At 69.8% G+C, this 17,094-nt stretch carries 16 protein-coding genes; 12 read left to right on the forward strand and 4 right to left on the reverse strand.

From position 1 onward, the window contains the following. Positions 1-164: 164 nt before the first annotated feature. Complete coding sequence (locus PUR56_RS18210; RefSeq protein WP_329949704.1) at positions 165-659, reverse strand: helix-turn-helix transcriptional regulator; 495 nt, start codon at positions 657-659, stop codon at positions 165-167. Positions 660-1,078: 419 nt separating this feature from the next. Between PUR56_RS18210 and PUR56_RS18215 the strand changes: the two genes are divergently transcribed. From PUR56_RS18215 to PUR56_RS18235, 5 genes are all read left to right on the forward strand, one after another. Continuing rightward, a complete protein-coding gene (locus tag PUR56_RS18215; protein WP_329949705.1) occupies positions 1,079-2,125 on the forward strand; it encodes a hypothetical protein in 1,047 nt (348 codons plus the stop codon). Between the two features lie 80 nt (positions 2,126-2,205). Continuing rightward, the gene (locus tag PUR56_RS18220) at positions 2,206-2,835 is read left to right on the forward strand and encodes an ATP-binding protein (RefSeq protein ID WP_329949748.1); all 630 of its coding nucleotides are present in this window, start codon (positions 2,206-2,208) and stop codon (positions 2,833-2,835) included. A gap of 118 nt (positions 2,836-2,953) precedes the next feature. Continuing rightward, positions 2,954-3,886: a DUF2637 domain-containing protein gene (locus tag PUR56_RS18225; RefSeq protein ID WP_329949706.1), complete on the forward strand. Its 933-nt coding sequence runs from the start codon at positions 2,954-2,956 to the stop codon at positions 3,884-3,886. Positions 3,887-4,337: 451 nt separating this feature from the next. Further along, positions 4,338-4,886 (forward strand): plasmid mobilization protein, encoded by a 549-nt coding sequence (locus PUR56_RS18230; RefSeq protein ID WP_329949707.1) that lies wholly within the window; start codon positions 4,338-4,340, stop codon positions 4,884-4,886. Further along, positions 4,883-6,637, forward strand: a complete 1,755-nt coding sequence (locus PUR56_RS18235) for a relaxase/mobilization nuclease domain-containing protein (protein ID WP_329949708.1) — start codon at positions 4,883-4,885, stop codon at positions 6,635-6,637. Before PUR56_RS18230 ends, PUR56_RS18235 begins: the two co-directional genes overlap by 4 nt. 346 nt (positions 6,638-6,983) lie before the next feature. Here the strand turns inward: PUR56_RS18235 and PUR56_RS18240 are convergent, their stop codons facing one another. Beyond that, the gene (locus PUR56_RS18240) at positions 6,984-8,336 is read right to left on the reverse strand and encodes a transcriptional regulator (protein WP_329949749.1); all 1,353 of its coding nucleotides are present in this window, start codon (positions 8,334-8,336) and stop codon (positions 6,984-6,986) included. A gap of 255 nt (positions 8,337-8,591) precedes the next feature. Between PUR56_RS18240 and PUR56_RS18245 the strand changes: the two genes are divergently transcribed. The 6 genes from PUR56_RS18245 to PUR56_RS18270 all read left to right on the forward strand — a co-directional run bounded on the left by PUR56_RS18245 (position 8,592) and on the right by PUR56_RS18270 (position 12,927). Then, positions 8,592-8,984: an ATP-binding protein gene (locus PUR56_RS18245; RefSeq protein ID WP_329949709.1), complete on the forward strand. Its 393-nt coding sequence runs from the start codon at positions 8,592-8,594 to the stop codon at positions 8,982-8,984. A 44-nt stretch (positions 8,985-9,028) separates the two neighbouring features. Then, a complete protein-coding gene (locus PUR56_RS18250) occupies positions 9,029-9,427 on the forward strand; it encodes a hypothetical protein (protein ID WP_329949710.1) in 399 nt (132 codons plus the stop codon). 161 nt (positions 9,428-9,588) lie between these two features. Next, on the forward strand, positions 9,589-10,173 hold the full coding sequence (locus PUR56_RS18255) for a hypothetical protein (protein ID WP_329949711.1): 585 nt from the start codon (positions 9,589-9,591) through the stop codon (positions 10,171-10,173). A 111-nt stretch (positions 10,174-10,284) separates the two neighbouring features. After that, positions 10,285-11,328, forward strand: a complete 1,044-nt coding sequence (locus tag PUR56_RS18260) for a glycosyltransferase family 4 protein (RefSeq protein ID WP_329949712.1) — start codon at positions 10,285-10,287, stop codon at positions 11,326-11,328. A 55-nt stretch (positions 11,329-11,383) separates the two neighbouring features. Then, positions 11,384-12,265, forward strand: a complete 882-nt coding sequence (locus PUR56_RS18265) for a radical SAM protein (protein WP_329949713.1) — start codon at positions 11,384-11,386, stop codon at positions 12,263-12,265. After that, the gene (locus tag PUR56_RS18270) at positions 12,262-12,927 is read left to right on the forward strand and encodes a PIG-L deacetylase family protein (protein WP_329949714.1); all 666 of its coding nucleotides are present in this window, start codon (positions 12,262-12,264) and stop codon (positions 12,925-12,927) included. Before PUR56_RS18265 ends, PUR56_RS18270 begins: the two co-directional genes overlap by 4 nt. A 12-nt stretch (positions 12,928-12,939) precedes the next feature. Here the strand turns inward: PUR56_RS18270 and PUR56_RS18275 are convergent, their stop codons facing one another. Then, a complete protein-coding gene (locus PUR56_RS18275) occupies positions 12,940-14,646 on the reverse strand; it encodes a proline--tRNA ligase (protein ID WP_329949715.1) in 1,707 nt (568 codons plus the stop codon). A gap of 176 nt (positions 14,647-14,822) precedes the next feature. Between PUR56_RS18275 and PUR56_RS18280 the strand changes: the two genes are divergently transcribed. Beyond that, positions 14,823-15,683: a class I SAM-dependent methyltransferase gene (locus PUR56_RS18280; protein WP_329949716.1), complete on the forward strand. Its 861-nt coding sequence runs from the start codon at positions 14,823-14,825 to the stop codon at positions 15,681-15,683. A 238-nt stretch (positions 15,684-15,921) separates the two neighbouring features. Here the strand turns inward: PUR56_RS18280 and PUR56_RS18290 are convergent, their stop codons facing one another. Further along, complete coding sequence (locus tag PUR56_RS18290) at positions 15,922-16,476, reverse strand: NUDIX hydrolase (RefSeq protein WP_329949717.1); 555 nt, start codon at positions 16,474-16,476, stop codon at positions 15,922-15,924. Positions 16,477-17,094: the final 618 nt, after the last annotated feature.

Raw genomic sequence — 17,094 nt, forward strand, 5'->3', positions numbered from 1 at the left:
GCGGTTGGTGGCCGCGTGGGGTGTGACGTTAGCTCTGGATCCCGGCCGCGCCAAATGGCTGGTCGGGCTCGTGAGCACGGTAGGAGCGGCCCGGCCGTTTTCCAAAGACGATCTCGAGCGGTCCTGGCGAACGGTCGACGGTGGCCTGGGTGACTGACCCCGGGCTACTCGTCGGTGTGGACCGGCTCGGACGGCATCTTGCCGCCCCGCAGGAACTCCTGCACCAGCGGCGTGGGCGCGTATCTGCGGTACTCGAAGGAGAGGCCGATCGCGATCTTCCCGCGCAGCCGTTTGCGGTTGTGGGGGAAGTCCTGGCAGTACTTCTCGGCGGCTGCCAAAGCCTTGGTCGTGAACTCGGCGCCCTGCGCGGCCAGCCGGTAGCCCTGGACCACGTGGTCGGCGAGTTCCTGCATGATCTTCTCTTCGGGAGAGGTCGGCGGGCCGAGGAGGTCCTCAAGGGGCAGGTCGAAGACCTTGGCGAAACCGATCGCCTCGTCGAGGTTGATCCGTCGGCGCGGCTCGCCGCTCTCGATGCGCCAGACCGAGGACTGGTTGATCGGATAGCCGGCCTCGGCCATGCGCTTGGCCAGCTCACCGGTGCTCCAGCCGCGGCGCTCGCGCTCCATTCGGACGCGCTCGGCTGCGTTCTCCTCGCTCATGCCAGCGGGGGCCTCCGGGCCTGCAGGCTCGCTTCCCGGCAGCTCCTCTTCCGGCCCGCCAGTCCTGTCGTCCGTGGGCTCGTCCGTCCCGGGCATCAATTCACCTCGCATCTGATCCTGAGGCGACTTGCATAACGGCCGCCAGGATGCCATAGTGATGCACGGTGAAGCGCATGTCAAGCCAAACCGCATCGCGGCGCGTTGCTGCGCTCACCCCGAAAAGGCCGAAGGCCCCCGGTGCTATCAACACCGAGGGCCTGAAAGGTCCCAAAACCGCCCATCCACGACGATCGACCACGGTGCAGGGTTGCAGCCCATGTGCGCACCGAGGAAGGACTAACGTGCTCCAGCGTACGGCGTCGCCACTGTGCGGCGCACCTACTCCGCACGCCTCCTCCCCGAAGGCGGGGTGGTAGGCCATGGCGCGCATCCGCACCATCAAGCCCGAGTACCCCGTCTCGGAGGACCTCGCCTCGGTCTCCCTGACCGCCGAGCGCACGTTCGTCTGCCTGCTCACCCAGGCCGACGACGAGGGACGCCACCGCGACAACGCGGCCGTCCTCAACGGCGCCCTGTGGTCGCTGCGGCCCGAGCACACCCCGCTCGACATCGAGGACGAGCTACGTCAGCTCGCCGAGACCGGCCTCATCTGCCGGTACACCGGCTGCGACGGCCGCCAGTACCTCCACGTCACCAAGTGGCACGAGCACCAGAAGATCTCCCACCCCACCCCCTCGCGCCTGCCCGCCTGCCCCGTCCACGAGCCCGCGGGCTGGTGCGGCAAGTGCAAGGCCAAGGGCCAGGGCTGCGCGCACCCGGCTCCGGAGAACTTCCGGAGCCTTCCGGAACCGCTCACGGCCCTCGCGGAGACCGTCCCCGCCCAACGGCCCTTCTCCGCCGACCCCGATCCCACCCCCGTAGCAGCCCTTCCGGTGCCCAATGCGGCAGCTCCGAACGAAAGTGCAGGTCAGACGGCTTCTCCGGAGTCCCTCCGGAGGACTCCGGAGAACGTCGTGCCTGGACCATGGACCTTGGACCATGGATCTACCCCTAAAGGGGGCGGCGACGCCGCGCCCACCCCGGCACCCTCGTCGGCAGCACCCGACCGGGACGGCCCGGTCCTGGTCGCCGCGCCCACCGGCAAGCCGTCGGTGAACGCGGGCGACCTGGTGGCCGAGTACGTCGCCACCTGCCCGAAGCCGGTACCGGCCAACGTGCGCGGGCACCTCGGCAAGGTCATCAAGGACCTGCTCGACGGCGGCACCGGCGACGACGACATCCGCGCCGGGCTGCAGCTGTACGCGGCGAAGCCGATGAGCCCGAGCGTGCTACCGAGCATGGTCCACGAGGCGATCAACGCCCAGCCCGCCGGGGCCACCCGCGCCGGGCAGAGCGCTGCCCGCGCGCCGTACCGGCCCTTCGCCAACCCGGCCGACGCCCGCGACTACTACGAGGGGGACCTGTGACCAGCCTGCCCAGCCCCCGCCGCACGGACGAGCGTCGCGAGCCGCAGCCGGCATCCGGCGCCGTCCTGCGCCTGGAGCGGATGCTGGCCGCCAAGGGCATCGACCCCGACCGGCCGCTGCCCGACGCCGACCAGCCCTCCACCGCGCTGGAGCTCGCCGACCGCCGCATCCCGCCGCGCTACCGCCTGGCCGTTGCCGACCACCCGGAGGTCACCACCTGGGTCCAGCAGGTCACCCTGGCCTGCCGACCCGGCCCCGGCGGCACTCCGGGCATCGCCCAGGGGCCCTCGCTCCTGATTGCCGGACCCACCGGCTCGGGCAAGACCCACCAGGCGTACGGGGCGATCCGCAGCCTGCTGAAGGCCGGTGTGCGTCTGCGCTGGACCAAGCTCACCGCCACCGAGCTGTACGCCTCCCAGCGGCCCCGCCAGGGCACGGACACCGAGCGGGAGATGCGCGATCTGATGGCCAGCCCGCTGCTGGTCCTCGACGACCTCGGCGCCGCCAAGGCGTCCGAGTGGACCGAGGAGCTCACCCTGCGGCTGGTCGACCACCGCTACGAGCACCTGCTCCCGACGATCTTCACCACCAACCTGGCGCCCGGCGAGGTCAAGAACGCCCTCGGCGACCGCACCGCCTCCCGCCTCGCCGAGATGTGCGAACGCGCCATCCTCACCGGCAGCGACCGCCGCAGGCTACGCGCAGCCTGACCGGCGCTGGCGCCCAGTGCGCTCGGCCAGCGCGCCGGCCTCCCCGAACTTCACCCCACCACCGCCTCGCCGCTTCGCCACGCCCGCCTACGGCGAGGCCACCCCTGGAGCACCACCCTTGACCACCATCGCGATACCCCCTGCCCACACCCCGCCTGCTCGGGCCACGATCTGGGACCGGCTCGCCGTCGGTCTGCTCGGCGTCCTCGGCTTCGTCCTGTCCTACGACGCCCTGCGGCAGATGGCCGCCGCGACCCATGTGCGCGGACTGCTCACCTACCTGTTCCCGATCATCATCGACGGCTTCATCGCTTACGGCGTCCGAGCCCTGCTCGTCCTGCGCGAGGCCCGCTGGCCCGCCCGCACCTACGCCTGGACGCTCTTCGCCGGAGCGACCGCGACCAGCGTCTGGGCCAATGCCCTGCACGCCGTCCGCCTCAACCAACTGCCCACCACCGGCAGCGGGCTGCGGCTGACCAACACGGTGGTCGGCGTCCTGTCCACCCTCGCCCCGCTCGCCCTCGGCGGCGCCGTCCACCTGTACATCCTGATCGCCCGCCACGGCCACGACACCGCGAGCGCTCCCGCTGAGCAGAACGCCGTTCCGCGCACCGCGACTTCTGCCGACCCTGAACCGGAGCTCCGGCCGGAACGGGCGGAGGACCGCAGCGACGAGAACGCGCTCCTGACGCTCCTGTCCACCGCCGGACTTCTGCCCGCCGAGTGGCGCGACGCGCTGCCCGATCCCGAACCGGCAGAAGCCGACGACCGACCGGCCAATGCCCCGGACACCCGGGCTGAGGCCGCCGGAGGCGCTGGCGGGGCGGAGAACAAGCCGATCGGGCGTCCGCCGGGCGCGCCGATGGAACGGCTGCTGGAGGTGGGCCGCGCGGCGGTCGCCGCCGAGGGCCGCCTCACTCGCGCGATCATCGAGCAGGCCGTGCGCGACGCCGGCCTTCCGCTCGGCAGTACCCGCCTCACCGAGCTGATGCGAAAGCTCCGCGAAGAGCAAGCCGACGAACAGAACCCTCCGCACTCCGAGGCCGACTGACCGGCCCTGGTGTCCGGCTGACCGGCCCGGTGGGTCAGCCGGACACCGACTTCTGCCGACCCACCGCCGCACTCGGCAGAAGGCCACCGCCGCCCGGTCACTGCACCCGGCCGGACTCGACTCGCACCGCGGACACCAGTCCCATGTGGCGTTCGGTCCCGGGAAGGCCGCGCCTGACGTACACCGCCCATACCTGCGAATTCCGGCATGGCCAAACCGGCAACCACCCGGACACTGCCCACCCACAAGCTCGCCAGCCCGAATCGCCAGCCGCCACCGAGGAACGACACGCGTGAACGCCGTCCGACGAACCCTGCACAGCCTGCTCGGGAAGCCCGTAAGCTCCCATGACCGCAACGGAGTTGACCACCTCCACGACAACAGCGGAGCAAGCGAGTGCGTACGGGGCCCCTACGGGCCCACGTACGCGGACGCCCCCGCCCAGGAGGGCGTGGACGAGCCGGTGCTGCCGAGGGCGGCAGCACCGGAGCTTCACCGCGAGGGCGCGGTGAAGCAGGAGAAGACGCCCGCCGTCGAGCCGTCCACGCCCGCCCGAGCTGCTGCCCCTGCTGAGCGCGTCAGCGTCCGCCGTCCCAAGCGCCGCCGACGTGACAACGACAACCCCAAGACGAAGAAGCTCGGCTTTCGCTGCACCGAGGAGCGCGAAGCGCAGATCAAGCGGCTCGCGCAGGCAGCCGGCCTGAACGTGGCCGACTACCTGGAGCGCCAGGCCCTGACCGTCGGCGGCGCCGACGTGGTGACCCGTGACGAGCAACTGGATCAGGCCGTGCAGGCGCTGGATGCCGCGCGGTTCCAGGTCGCCCGGGTCGGTGTCAACGTCAACCAGATCGCCTTCCAGATCAACGCCGAAATCGGCATCGAGCACGGCCCGGCGCAGGCCACCCTGGTCAAGGCCAAGGAGATAGTGGTCGAGATCCGCAGGGCGGTGGCCGAGGTGGACGCTTCGGCGATGCGGGTGGCAAAGGCCGCACGCCGGTGATCACCACCGCCCGCTCCGGCAAGAACACGTTCAAGGCGCTGGACTACCTGTACGGGCCGGGCCGACGCAACGAGCACACCGACCCGCACCTGGTGGCCTCCTGGGACGGCTTCGCCCCCGACCCCGGCCGCGACTCCGAGGCCACCCTGGCCCAGCTGCGCGATGCCCTGGACCTGCACGTCGTGCGCTACGGCCATCCGGTCAAGAAGCACGTCTACCACCGCATGGTCCGTGCCGACCCCACCGACCGGAACCTGAGCGACGAGGAGTGGGGCGCGATCGCCCGGCGGGTCGTGGCCGCCGCCGGCATTGCCCCCGACGGCGATCCGGACGGCTGCCGGTGGGTCGCCGTCCACCACGGGGACAACCACATCCACATCCTCGCCACCGTGATCCGCGCCGACCTCACCCAGGCCCGCCTGCGGGGCGACCAGTACCGGACGGAGACCGAACTCACCGAGATCGAGCGGGAGTACGGGCTCAAGGACTGGTCCGGCACCCGAACACCCAAGTACCGGGCCGGTATCCCCAAACGCGCCAAGAGCCCCGAGCTGCGCAAGGCCGAGCGCCTCGGCCAGGAGGAGACCGGGCGGGCCCGGCTGCGGACCGGTGTGCGTCGGGCCCTCGCAGGCGCGGCGGGCGAGGAGGAGTTCCTCGCCCGTCTCACCGCACAGGGCATCGAGTTCGAGGTCCGCCGCCTGCCCTCCGGCGATGCCAAGGGCTACAAGTTCGCCCTGCCCAGCGGCGATCCGGGCGGCCCGGTGTGGTTCTCCGGCAGCCAACTCGCCGCCGACCTCACCCTGCCCAAGATCCACGAGCGCTTCGCCACCGGTGTCGACCAGCCCGCACCCCACCGCCCGGTCGGGCAAGGGCAACCGGACACGGTCCGGTACCGCGCCAGCACCACCGTCGACCACATCACCACCGTCATCGACGACGAGCCCCAACCCGGTCAGGTCGCCGCGGTGGTCAGCGGCACCATCGAGATTCTCGACACCCTCGCGATCACCAGCCCCGTCCTGTCACGGAAGGAGATCAACCAGGCCGCCCGAGCCCTGGAATACGCTGCGGTCGCCCGCACCCGAGCCGCCCGCACGGAGGTACGGGCGATGCGCTCGGCCGCCCGCGAACTCCTCTACGCCGGCCCCACCGGCAGCCGGAGTGGCGAAGAAGGCACGGCCGCCGCCACGGCCCTGTCCAGCCTCGTGCTGCTCGCGATCATCATCGCCAAGTGGCACGCCGCCCAAGGTCACCGCCACCAGGCCGACGCCGCCCGCACGGCAGCCGACCACCTTCGTGCCGCCTACACCCGGCACGCCGCCAAACCGCTCGCCCACCTGGACCTCGAAGGCCGGCGCCTGCCCGAGGCCATCCGGGACCGGCAGGAAACAGCGCTGCGCCGCGCTCTGCCCGCCGACCAGGCCAGCGGAGTGCTCGCCGAGGACAGCTGGGCAGCGCTCGCCGCCACCCTTGCCGAAGCCGAAGCAGCAGGCCACGACCCCAACGCCCTACTCGCCAACGCCGCCGGGCGACGCGAACTCGCTACCGCCGACTCACCCGCCGCCGTCCTCACCTGGCGGATCCGCCGCGACGCCCACCTCTCCACCCCCGCACCGGCCGCAACTCCCGACGAACTGCGCACCAGGGCCGCCCGCGCCCGCACGACCAGCCTCACCACCGGAACACCGGCTACCCCGGTCATCACACCGCCGGCGCCGGTCGCACCCGACCAGGTACGCCGGACGCGCTGACCAACCCAGGTGGGCGGGAACGGAGCCTCCGTCCCGCCCACCAATACCGCCCCCAGCGTGGCCGGAGCGCCACAACTACCCTGCAGCACGGCGACGGTGTCGATTCGATGTCCTTCTCACCGGGAGGGATCCATTCCGGCAGTGCACGTCGTATGGTCCCGTGCTGCCCCGCTGCCGACCCGAAGGGACCGCATGACCGACTACGACCACGACGCTGAGGCGCCGACCCGTGTGTTGGTCCCAGCGGTGTTCGGAGCCGTCGCCGCCGCTGACCACAAACACCCCCCGAACCCGCCTACCCGGCGGGCTCCCGCCCCAGCAGCAAGTGCCGCGGTGGTGCGATCGATCACGCCGCTGCAGTGAGTTCCCGCGCCCGCTCCGCGAAGTCCACCACCAGGCGGTGACCGCCGAACGGCTCCATACGGCGCTGGAGGTCCTGGACGGCTTCGATGGCGCGGGAGGACTGCACCTGCTTGGTGAGCGAGAGAGTCCGTACACCGGCAGCGTGCGCTGCTTCAAGGTCATTGCGCTGCAGGTGCGAGACGGCCAGCGCTGCCTGGGACATCGCGCCGCGCCGGGCACGCTTCTGCTGCCTGGCGTGATCGATGGAGAGGCGGGCGTGCTCGGCCGCGTGCTCGGGCTGGCCGAGGTCACGGAAGGTGTTGGCGTGCTCGCCGTGGAGGTAGGCGGCGTCGATGAACTTCGCCCACTCAGGGTCCTGGTCCGGCTGGACCCGCTCGAAAGCGGCCTCGGAGCGGATGATGGCCTGAGCGGCGCCGACCTTGTCGCCGAGCTTGGCGAGCGCGCGAGCTTCCAGCGCCCAGAGATCGGCGAGGCAGGCGGGCGAGGAGACCCCGGAGAGTCCGGCCCGTCCGGCTTGGGCGAGGCGGCGGCCCTCCTCAGGATGGCCGAGAAGGGTGGCCTGGTCGGCCATGCCGGCCAGCACGTGGGCGCCGAGTGCGGGGTTGTGCGACTCCTCGGCGAGGCGGAGGGACTGGATCAGGTAGCGCTGGGCAGTGCCGTGTTCGCCGTTGTCGTAGGCCATCCAACCGAGGAGGTACGTCTGCTCGGCAGCGGCCTCGCACAGCGCCTGCCGAACTTGTTCGGTGTAGGTGCGGCGGAGAAGCGGGTAGACATGAGCGTTCATGTACTGGGCGAGCGCGAGCCGGCCTGAGCCGCCGCCCTGGAAGATGTCCATCTGCTGGAACGCGCCGAACATGTTCCGAACAGCCGTCACGTCTTCCAGCCGTACCTGCGGTCCGGGAGTAGGGGACTGGTCCAGCGTGCTCAGCAGCCAGTCACGCGAGGGCCCGACGCCGGCGACAGCGGCGAACGGTGCCATGGCCAGGAACTTGCGACGGTCCACGTCAGCTCTCCCCAGGTTGGTGACGGCTTCCACGGTAGCCGCGTACGAGGAGTTGTACACCAGTGAGCGATCGGCGGACGGGGCGTCTGCGAGGCCGAGATCGTAGGTGGTGACCCGGTAGCCGAGTTCGGCGGAGAACACGTCAGCCAGGATGTCCGGCACCGGCTGGCGTGGAATCTCGCCTCCCACCCAACGACGGACGCTCGTCGTGTCCGGCGCGATGTGAGGCTGGCCCCACTCCTTCGCCTTCGCACGAACTCGCCTGCTCAGCTCGCCCCGGCTGATGCCGGACTGCTCCAGCAGCTGCTCGAGTTTGGTGTTCACCGGTTTCATCGCCAAGGCCCCCAGCACGATCGGTAGCGGAAGTAACACCCTTCGACACCCCCGCCGACATTACTCCCGATTACTCAACAGCGGTTACCTGGTTGCCCGAAGTGATCTGCACCGCTTGAGGAGTACTCAGTCATGAGGACCGAGAGCACAGCAACTGACGTAACGTCACTCGGTTCTCCGGATGCCTGTCTCAACGCAGGGGAATCGAGCGACCCGCCCGAGGCCGCGAAGTCGACCGAGGGGAGGTGGTACCGCATGGGCCTCCCCCTGGTCCGGCCCGAGCACATGGAACCGGTACGCGAGATCATCCGCGTGCACCTGCGGCTCTGGCGCAAAGCCGAGTTGAGCTTCATGGCCGAGCTCGGCGTCACGGAGTTGCTCACCAACGTCTACAAGCACACCCGCGGTGACTGCGAGCTTGTTCTGTCGGAGACGGACTCCGGCGTCTTCGTCGGGGTCAGCGACTTCGACGCGACCCTTCCGATCATTCGGGAGCCGTCCGACGACGAAGTAGGCGGACGAGGGCTGTTCCTGCTCGCAGCCATGGCGGATGGGTTCGGCACCGAGCCGTGCAGATCAGGCAAGCAGGTCTGGTTCCGGCTCGGCCCCGAGGCGTCAAGGCCCCGCCAGGGGGAGAGCGCCGCATGACGTCGGCATCCACCCTGCCTGTCGCGCCGCCTCTTGGGCTCGGCATGACCCAACCCGGCGTGCTCTACCGGTGCACCTCGTACTTCGACGTGCACGGCACCGAACTGGCCCAGCTCTTCGACTGGGAGGTGCTGCCGAATGCGGAGGCCGCGTACAAGCGCCTGCGGCGAGCCGCTGCCGGCGTCAGCCAAGCACTGAGCAGAGGCACGGACGCCGAGCTTCGAAGGTGGCTGGGCGACCACACCGTCCTTCCGTCCGTGGCCAGGGCGATCGACGGCGGCGGTGGCTACGAACTGGAGCTGTGCGGCACCGGAGTCCGCATGGTGCTCGCCGTTCATCGCATCACCCTGCTTCCTCTGCTGAGTAGACGTCACTTCAGCTGCCCGGCGCTCGCCCTGCGTGGGCGCCGGCTCTGGGCGGACAGCCGCGACAGCGCCGACTGACCCGGTCACCCCGCGTATCGCGGCGTGCGGCAGAGCTTGGTTCTGACGCCTGCGCGTGCTCGACGCTGCCTTCCACACCTCACCACTGAGTCAACGACGTGCCGGTATGCGCCCGAAAAGCCCCTAATGCCCTACGGGCAGCTGATTCGAATGGAGACCCCATGTCCGAGTCCGTGGTGAAGCCCGGTCTGCCGGACCCGCCGTCCGGCTACCGATACCTCGACTTCTTGGGCGGCCCCAGCCACCTTGTCCGCGAGGACACCTGCCGGGGCTGCTTCATGAACCTCGCCGAACGAGAGCTGCCCGACATCCTCGCCCCCGTGTACGACGACGGCGTCATCACCGTCAGGCAGGACGCGGAGTGGGCCGTGCCCGGCTTCATGGTCGTCGGTGTCCGTCCGCACATCGGTGCGCTCGACCAGATGGAACTGCCGCTGGTGGAACGGCTCGGGCGGGTGACGCACTCCGTCCGGCGGGCCATGCGCGAGCGGCTGGGTCTGGCGGCGGTGCAGATGTACCAGGAGGAGAAGCTCGACCGGCCGCATTTCCACGTGTGGATGCTCCCGCTGTGGCCGGACACCATGGCGGCCCACCGCATCAACCCGCGGATCTACGAGTCCAACATCGCCCGCTACCTCACCCTGTTCACCCTCGAATCCCACGAGGCGGAGATCCGCCGCTGCGCGGACGAGGTGCGCGGCTTCCTCACCGGCGTACCCGAGCTCGGCGCTGACACGCGCGCCTGAAGCCGAGCGCACCTCGCCCACAGCCGAACAGCCTGCGTTCCCGGCTCCCGCCCCACTGCAGCGGGCGGCCCGTCGCAACGGCGAGCCGCCGTATCGAAGGAGATCGAACGAATGCGCATCGCACATGTCGCCCCCTTATGGGAGAGCGTCCCTCCCCGGGGCTACGGGGCGGTCGAGTCGCTGGTCGCCGACCTCACCACGACCCAGGTCCTCGACGGGCACGACGTCACGGTCTTCGCCTCTGGCGACTCCAAGGTGGCCGGCAACCTCCACAGCATCGGTACGACGGCTCTGCACGCGGACCCGAGTGTCAGCGAGCCCGAGGTCTACCGGATGCTCCAGCTTCAAGAGGTGCGCGACCGGGCCTCCGAGTTCGACGTCATCCACTCGCACGTCCACTCCAACACCGGGTGTATGGCGATCCCGGCGCTCCACGGACTGCGAACCCCGGTGGTCCACACCGTGCACTGCTTCTTCAACGAGGACAACACGCCGCTCTTCCGCCGGTTCGCCGCCGAGCGCTACGTGGCGATCAGCAGAGACCAGCGCTCCCACCTGCCGGAACTCAACTACCTCCGCACGGTCCACCACGGCATCGACGTGGCAGCCTTCCCCTTCGGCACCGAGGCAGCCGACTCGTGGCCGTACCTGGTGTTCCTCGGCCGGATCCGACCCGAGAAGGGCGTCCACGTCGCCATCGAGGCGGCACGCCGTGCAGGACTGCGCCTGAAGATCGCCGGCCGGATCAAGCCTGGTGACCGGGCGTACTTCGAGCAGCAGGTCCAGCCGCACGTGGATGGCGACCAGGTGTCCTTCCTGGGTGAGCTCGACTTCCGGCAGAAGGTCGCCCTCCTCGCCGGCGCGGCTGCCACCCTGATGACCTCGCTCATCCCCGAGCCGTTCGGGCTCGTGCCGATCGAGTCGATGGCCTGTGGCACACCGGTTGTGTCGCTGCGGGCCGGTGCCGCCCCCGAACTGGTCCGAGACGCCGTCACCGGCTTCCTGGCCGACAGCGCCCAGCAGATGGCCGACGCGATCCACCGCCTGCCCGCGATCGACCGCGCCGTCTGTCGCGCCCACGTGGCCTCGGAGTTCTCGATCCGCCGGATGGCGGACGGCTACCAAGCCGCCTACCGGATGGCCACGCAGGGCTGATCCGCTCGGCTTCGCACTGCTCGACTCACCTTCCCACTAGCGCCAGTGAGGCATCATGCGCAGTGTCATCCTCAGCGCGGGCAAGAGCTGCTTCGTGGCCTGCCCCGGCTGCTACAACTACTTCGGCCGCACGATCACCGAGACGCCCCAAGTGCTCAGGTTCGCGGCCGGCTTACGCGACCGGTTCGGCATCGAGAAGATCACCGTTGGAGGCGGCGACCCGCTCACCCGGCCGGACATCGTCACGTTGCTCACGGGCCTCCACGACCTGGGCCTCCAAATCCACCTGGACACCGTCGGCACCGCCTTCCTCGGCGCGGCCCGGATCCGCTTCATGGGCACGGGCGCCGTCGAGCAGGTCGCCGCCGACGATGTGGCCGCCGTCAGCGACCTGATCGGCATCCCGCTCGACGGAAGCACCGACGCCGTGCAGCAGCAGTTCCGCCGACACGCGACCGTCGCCTCGCAGCTGGCGGTCTTGTCCCTCCTGGAGAAGGCCGGAGCCCGGATCTGTGTCAACACCGTCGTCCACTCCGGCAACACGGGTGACATCGCGGCGATCGCCGGGCTGCTCGGCGGATTCGTCGGCATCGTGGAATGGCAGCTCTTCCAGTTCATGCCGATCGGTCCCTTGGGTCACCGGAACCGCGAGCGCTACCTGATCAGCGAGGACGACTTCCAGCGCGCCGTTGCCATCGCCCGTGACAGTGCGCCCGGACACGTCAGGATCGCGGCCAAGAGCGCGGGCGGACGCAAGCACCGCTACCTGCTGATCGACTCCGCCGGCCTCGTGTGGACACCGGAACAGTCGCAGGAGACCGTCTGGCACAGCGAGGACGCCAATGACCGCCGGCACCTGATCGGCAACGTCGGCGATGCCGACATCCTCGACCGCCTGGCCGCGCTGGAGAACGCCGTCACGGAGGTCCCGGCATGACGGCCGCCGACCTGCTCGTCGTTGTCGCCCACCCCGACGACGAGACCCTGCACTGCGGCGGGCTCCTCCACCGCACCGCCCTTCGCCGCGGCACGACGGTCACCGTCACCCTGACCCGCGGAGGCGCGGGGAGGACCCTCGGCATGTGCACCGAAGAGGACCTGCCTGACGTTCGTGAACAGGAGCTGCGTCGCGCCGCCGAGGCGCTCGGAGTCACCTGCGCCGAAGTGCACGACCTTCCCGACGGCAGCCTCAGCGACCACGAGGAGACCGGGACAACCCTCGTTCTGGAGGATCTGCGTCGCTGGAAGCCCCGTCGAGTGGTGGCCTTCCCGCCGAACGGGATGAACGGCCATCCGGACCACCGCGCCGCACACCGGATCGCCCTCGCCGCGCTCGACCACTACGACGCCAGCCCGGACGTGCTCCTGGTGACCAGCACGACCCAGTACACCGAACCGGCCAGACCAGGCTTCCTGGACCCCAGGCAGGTCGAGGCGATGCGGCTGCCTCCGACCCTGCGGATGCAGCTGGGCGATGCCCTGGAGACGAAGCTGCGCGCCATGGGCCACTACGAGACCCAGGCGCGCAGCGTCGCGAAGATCCTTCGCTGCTACCCGGAGACGCTTCTCACCGAGGCGTTCCACCGGGTGTCCGGCTGACGAGCCGACGGCTCACACAGCGGCGGTCAGCAGCTTGCGGACGTGTTCCACCGCCTCGGCCACCGGCACGGACTGGGTCTCGCCGGTGGCCCGGGTGGTGACCTCGACCGTGCCGTCGGCCAGGCCGCGGGCGCCGACCGTGATCCGGTAAGGAATGCCGACCAGTTCGACGTCGCGGAACTTCACGCCGGGCCGCTCGTCACGGTCGTCCAGCAGGACGTCGACCCGCTCGCCCTGCAGCTGCCGGTACAGGCCCTCGGCCGCCTCAGTCACCTTCTCGTCGCCGGTGCCGAGCATGACGACGGCCACCTCGAACGGGGCGACGGCGACGGGCCAGATGATGCCCTTGTCGTCGTGGTGTGTCTCCACGATGGAGGCCAAGGCGCGTTCCACGCCGATTCCGTAGCTGCCCATGATCGGGACGACGCGCTCGCCGTCCCGGCCGAGCACGGTCACGCCGAGGGTCTCGGTGTACTTGCGACCGAGCTTGAAGATGTGGCCCACCTCGATCGTGACCACCACCTCCAGCGGTGTGCCGCACTGGGGGCAGGGCTCGCCGGAGGTCACCTCGCGCAGGTCAGCCCACCGCTGCACCGCGATGTCCCGCTCGACCGACACGCCGCGCAGGTGGACGCCGTTGGCGTTGGCGCCGGTGGTCATGTCGGTGCGGCCGCGCAGGGCTTCGTCCGCGAGGATGGGCAGCTCGGCGACGCCGACCGCGCCCAGGCTGCCGGGGGAGGCGCCGAGCGCCGCCTGGATCTCCTCGGCGGTCGCGGGCCGCACCGCCGTGGCGGCGAGGGTGTCGATGAGCTTCTGCTCGACGAGGCTGTGGTCACCGCGGACCAGGACCAGGGTCAACTGGTCGTCGACCACGTACACCAGCGTCTTGATCTGCCGTTCGGCCGGCACGTCGTGCTGGACGGACAGCTCCTCGATGGTGCGCGCGTTCGGGGTGTCGAACCGCTCGGGGGCGTCCAGGCCGGGGCCGTCCACCACGGCGGGCAGCGTGGAGGTGGCCTTCTCGGTGTTCGCCGCGTAGTCGCATCCGGGGCAGCGGACCACCAGGTCCTCGCCGGCGTTCGACGGGCTCATGAACTCGACCGAAGCGCTGCCGCCCATGCTGCCGCTGGACGCCTGCACGGGGATCGCGGGCAGGCCCAGGCGGGCGAAGATCCGCTCGTAGGCGGCCTTGTGCAGGTCGAAGGAGCGGTCGAGGCCGCCGGCCTCGATGTCGAAGCTGTACGAGTCCTTCATCGTGAACTCGCGTACCCGCAGCAGGCCGCTCTTCGGGCGGGCCTCGTCGCGGAACTTGGTCTGGAACTGGTACCACATCTGCGGCAGGTCCCGGTACGACTTCAGCTCCTGCGACAGGACGGTGAAGATCTCCTCGTGCGTCATACCGAGCGCCAGGTCCGCGCCCTTGCGGTCCTTGAGCCGGAACATCTCCTCGCCCATCACCTCCCAGCGGCCACTGCGCTGCCAGATCTCCGCCGGGTGGAGGGCGGGCAGGATGAACTCCTGGGCGCCGATCGCGGTCATCTCCTCGCGGATGATGTCCACGATCTTGGCGCGGACGCGCACGGCCAGCGGCAGCAGGGAGTAGTGGCCGGCCATGAGCTGCCGGACGAACCCTCCTCTCACCAGCAGGCGGTGACTCACCGCATCCGCGTCCGCCGGGTCCTCCCGGAGAGTGGGCACGTACAGCTGGGACCAACGCATAGGACCGGAGACCGTCCTCTCGGTGAAACTGCGGAGTGTCGCGGCGGCGCTCACGCCGACATCACGACGGGGAACGCATTCTAGTGGCGGAGCCCTGCCCGAATCGCTCCGTTTTGAGAAGCCCAGGTCAGAGGCTATCCGCAGAGCGGCAGCCCTGACGAAACGAACGGAGGCCGATGGCTGACACACCGGATGAGACGCCTCGCAGCGATCAATCCGTCGACGCCATCCGCCGCTACTACGACACCCTCGGTGAAGGAGAGCACGACCGGCTCTCCAAGGATGTCGCCGGCCGAGTCTCCTTCGAGATCCACCGCCGATTCCTCGCTCCGCATCTGACGAAAGATCAGCTGGTGCTGGAGGTTGGCGCGGGCCCAGGCCGCTTCACGACTGTGCTCGCCGAACACGGCGCCCGCGTAGTGGTCACCGATATCTCGCCCGTCCAACTCCATCTGAACGAAGCCAACGTCGCCGCAGCGGGCTTCGAACGCGCCATCGAAGCGCGCCATGAACTCGATGTCCGCGACACCAGCCGCTTCCCTGACGCCACGTTCGACATGGTCCTCGCTTATGGAGGCCCGCTCTCGTACGCCTTTGAGCAGGAACGCGAGGCCCTCGCCGGCCTCCTCCGCATCGTGAAGCCCGACGGCATCGTGGTCGCCTCGGTGATGTCCCTGTGGGGAAGCTGGCGAGCCCGCTTCCCAGGCACCACCCAACTCGCCATCCGCTACGGCACCGACGTCACGGACGCCGTCATCCGCACCGGCGACCTGCGCCACGTACCTGGCATGGCCCATGTCTGCCGCATGTTCACCTGGGAGCAACTCACCGCCCTCGTTACCGAGTGCGGCGGCGAGATCCTTGCGGGATCGGCGAGCAACTGGGCGAGCCTCGAAGACCCGGACGTCCTGGCGGGCATCGAGGATTCCCCGCAGCTCTGGGAGCGATTCCTCGCCTGCGAGACCGCTGCCTGCGCCAGCCTCGGTGCCCGAGATGGGGGCACCCATATCCTCGTCGCGGCTCGGCGACGCGGCTGAGTTCCCGGACGGGACAGTCACCAGGGAACCCATTGCTCGGGCACTCGCCCGGGCAGCCACACTGGCGGCGCGGCGTGGCAGGCACTCGACGTCGGTGCCACGGAACGAGCCTGGCGCCACTACGAACTGGGTAACAGGACGAGGCCATGAACCGCCTACGTCAGGCGCGGCTCCTGGCCACCCGCACGGGGGGCAGCCCGCCACCGCGCCCGAATCGACCAACTGGTCTGCCCAGCTGTCACTGCCTGCGGGACGCCAGGACATGCAGGAGCGCCACCAGGGTTCCCGAACCCATGAGCTTCCCCTCCGCCATGAGCATCGGGATCTCGGACATCGGCACCCACGCCACGTGGCCGGCCTCCTCACCGTCCTCGGGTGCGCCCACGAGGGTCGCCCCCTGGCCGACGAACACCTCGTGCGGCGAGTCCACCATGCCGACCATCGGCTGGAACGTAACTACGTGATCGAGGCGATCCGGCCGCCATCCGGTCTCCTCCTCGACCTCGCGCAGCGCAGCCCCCAAGCCGTCTTCCCCGGGATCGACGATGCCGCCGGGAAGCTCCCAGCCCCAGGACTGCGGCACGAAGCGGTACCGCCAGAGCATCAACACGCGCTCATCGGCATCCAGCACCGCGGCGATGGCCACGCGCTTCAACCTCACGACGTGATGCTCGAAGCGCTCCACGCCAGGCGGCTCGACGTCCACGAGCGCGAGTTGCACCCATGGGTTGTCATAAACCACGCGCGACCCGTAGATCTTCCACGGCTCGAGCCCATCGGCTTGAGTGCTCATCAGCAATCACATCCTGGGAAGGCGGCAGCGGCCATAGTTGACCACACCTGCCAAGTGGACAGCGCACGTTGAGCGCATGTGAAGCGGCTTCATTCATGGATGATCACTCTCACGCTGGTCGGCCCGAGCGCGCACGGCGCCGTCGATCGCGTCGCTGCCATACCTGGTCCCCTGGCGCCCACTGCCGACCCGATGCGGATGGGTGTCGCTCTGCGAAGCGGACGGGCGTCGCGAAGGTCCTCTGTTGATCTTGGACAACAGCGCGGTGTGTTCCGAGGTCTCCGTGTGCCGTGTCGGCATCGTCCCGGAACGGGACGGTCCAGCGCTCGTTGGTCTGAGCATGACGGACACGATCGGGAGGCATACGCCGCGGGGTTGTCACCGAAGACTCAGGGCGCCGTGCGGAGGTCGGAAACTGCCGTGCCACGGGCCGCGTGCGACCGACGTCAGGGTCAGGCCTGCGGCCGTCAGTAATTGGTCCGTCGGCCCGCCAGGAATTCGGCGTTCCGACTGAATAACGTGGCACCTCGTGCAGCGCCCCATGGATGATCTTGTCGGCGAGGCACGGTACACTGTCCGGCTGGGCACCCCTTGGACGTTGCGCCGGACAACGGCGAG

Origin of the sequence: Streptomyces sp. BE303, from assembly GCF_036290945.1 — a bacterium.
Lineage (GTDB): Bacteria > Actinomycetota > Actinomycetes > Streptomycetales > Streptomycetaceae > Kitasatospora.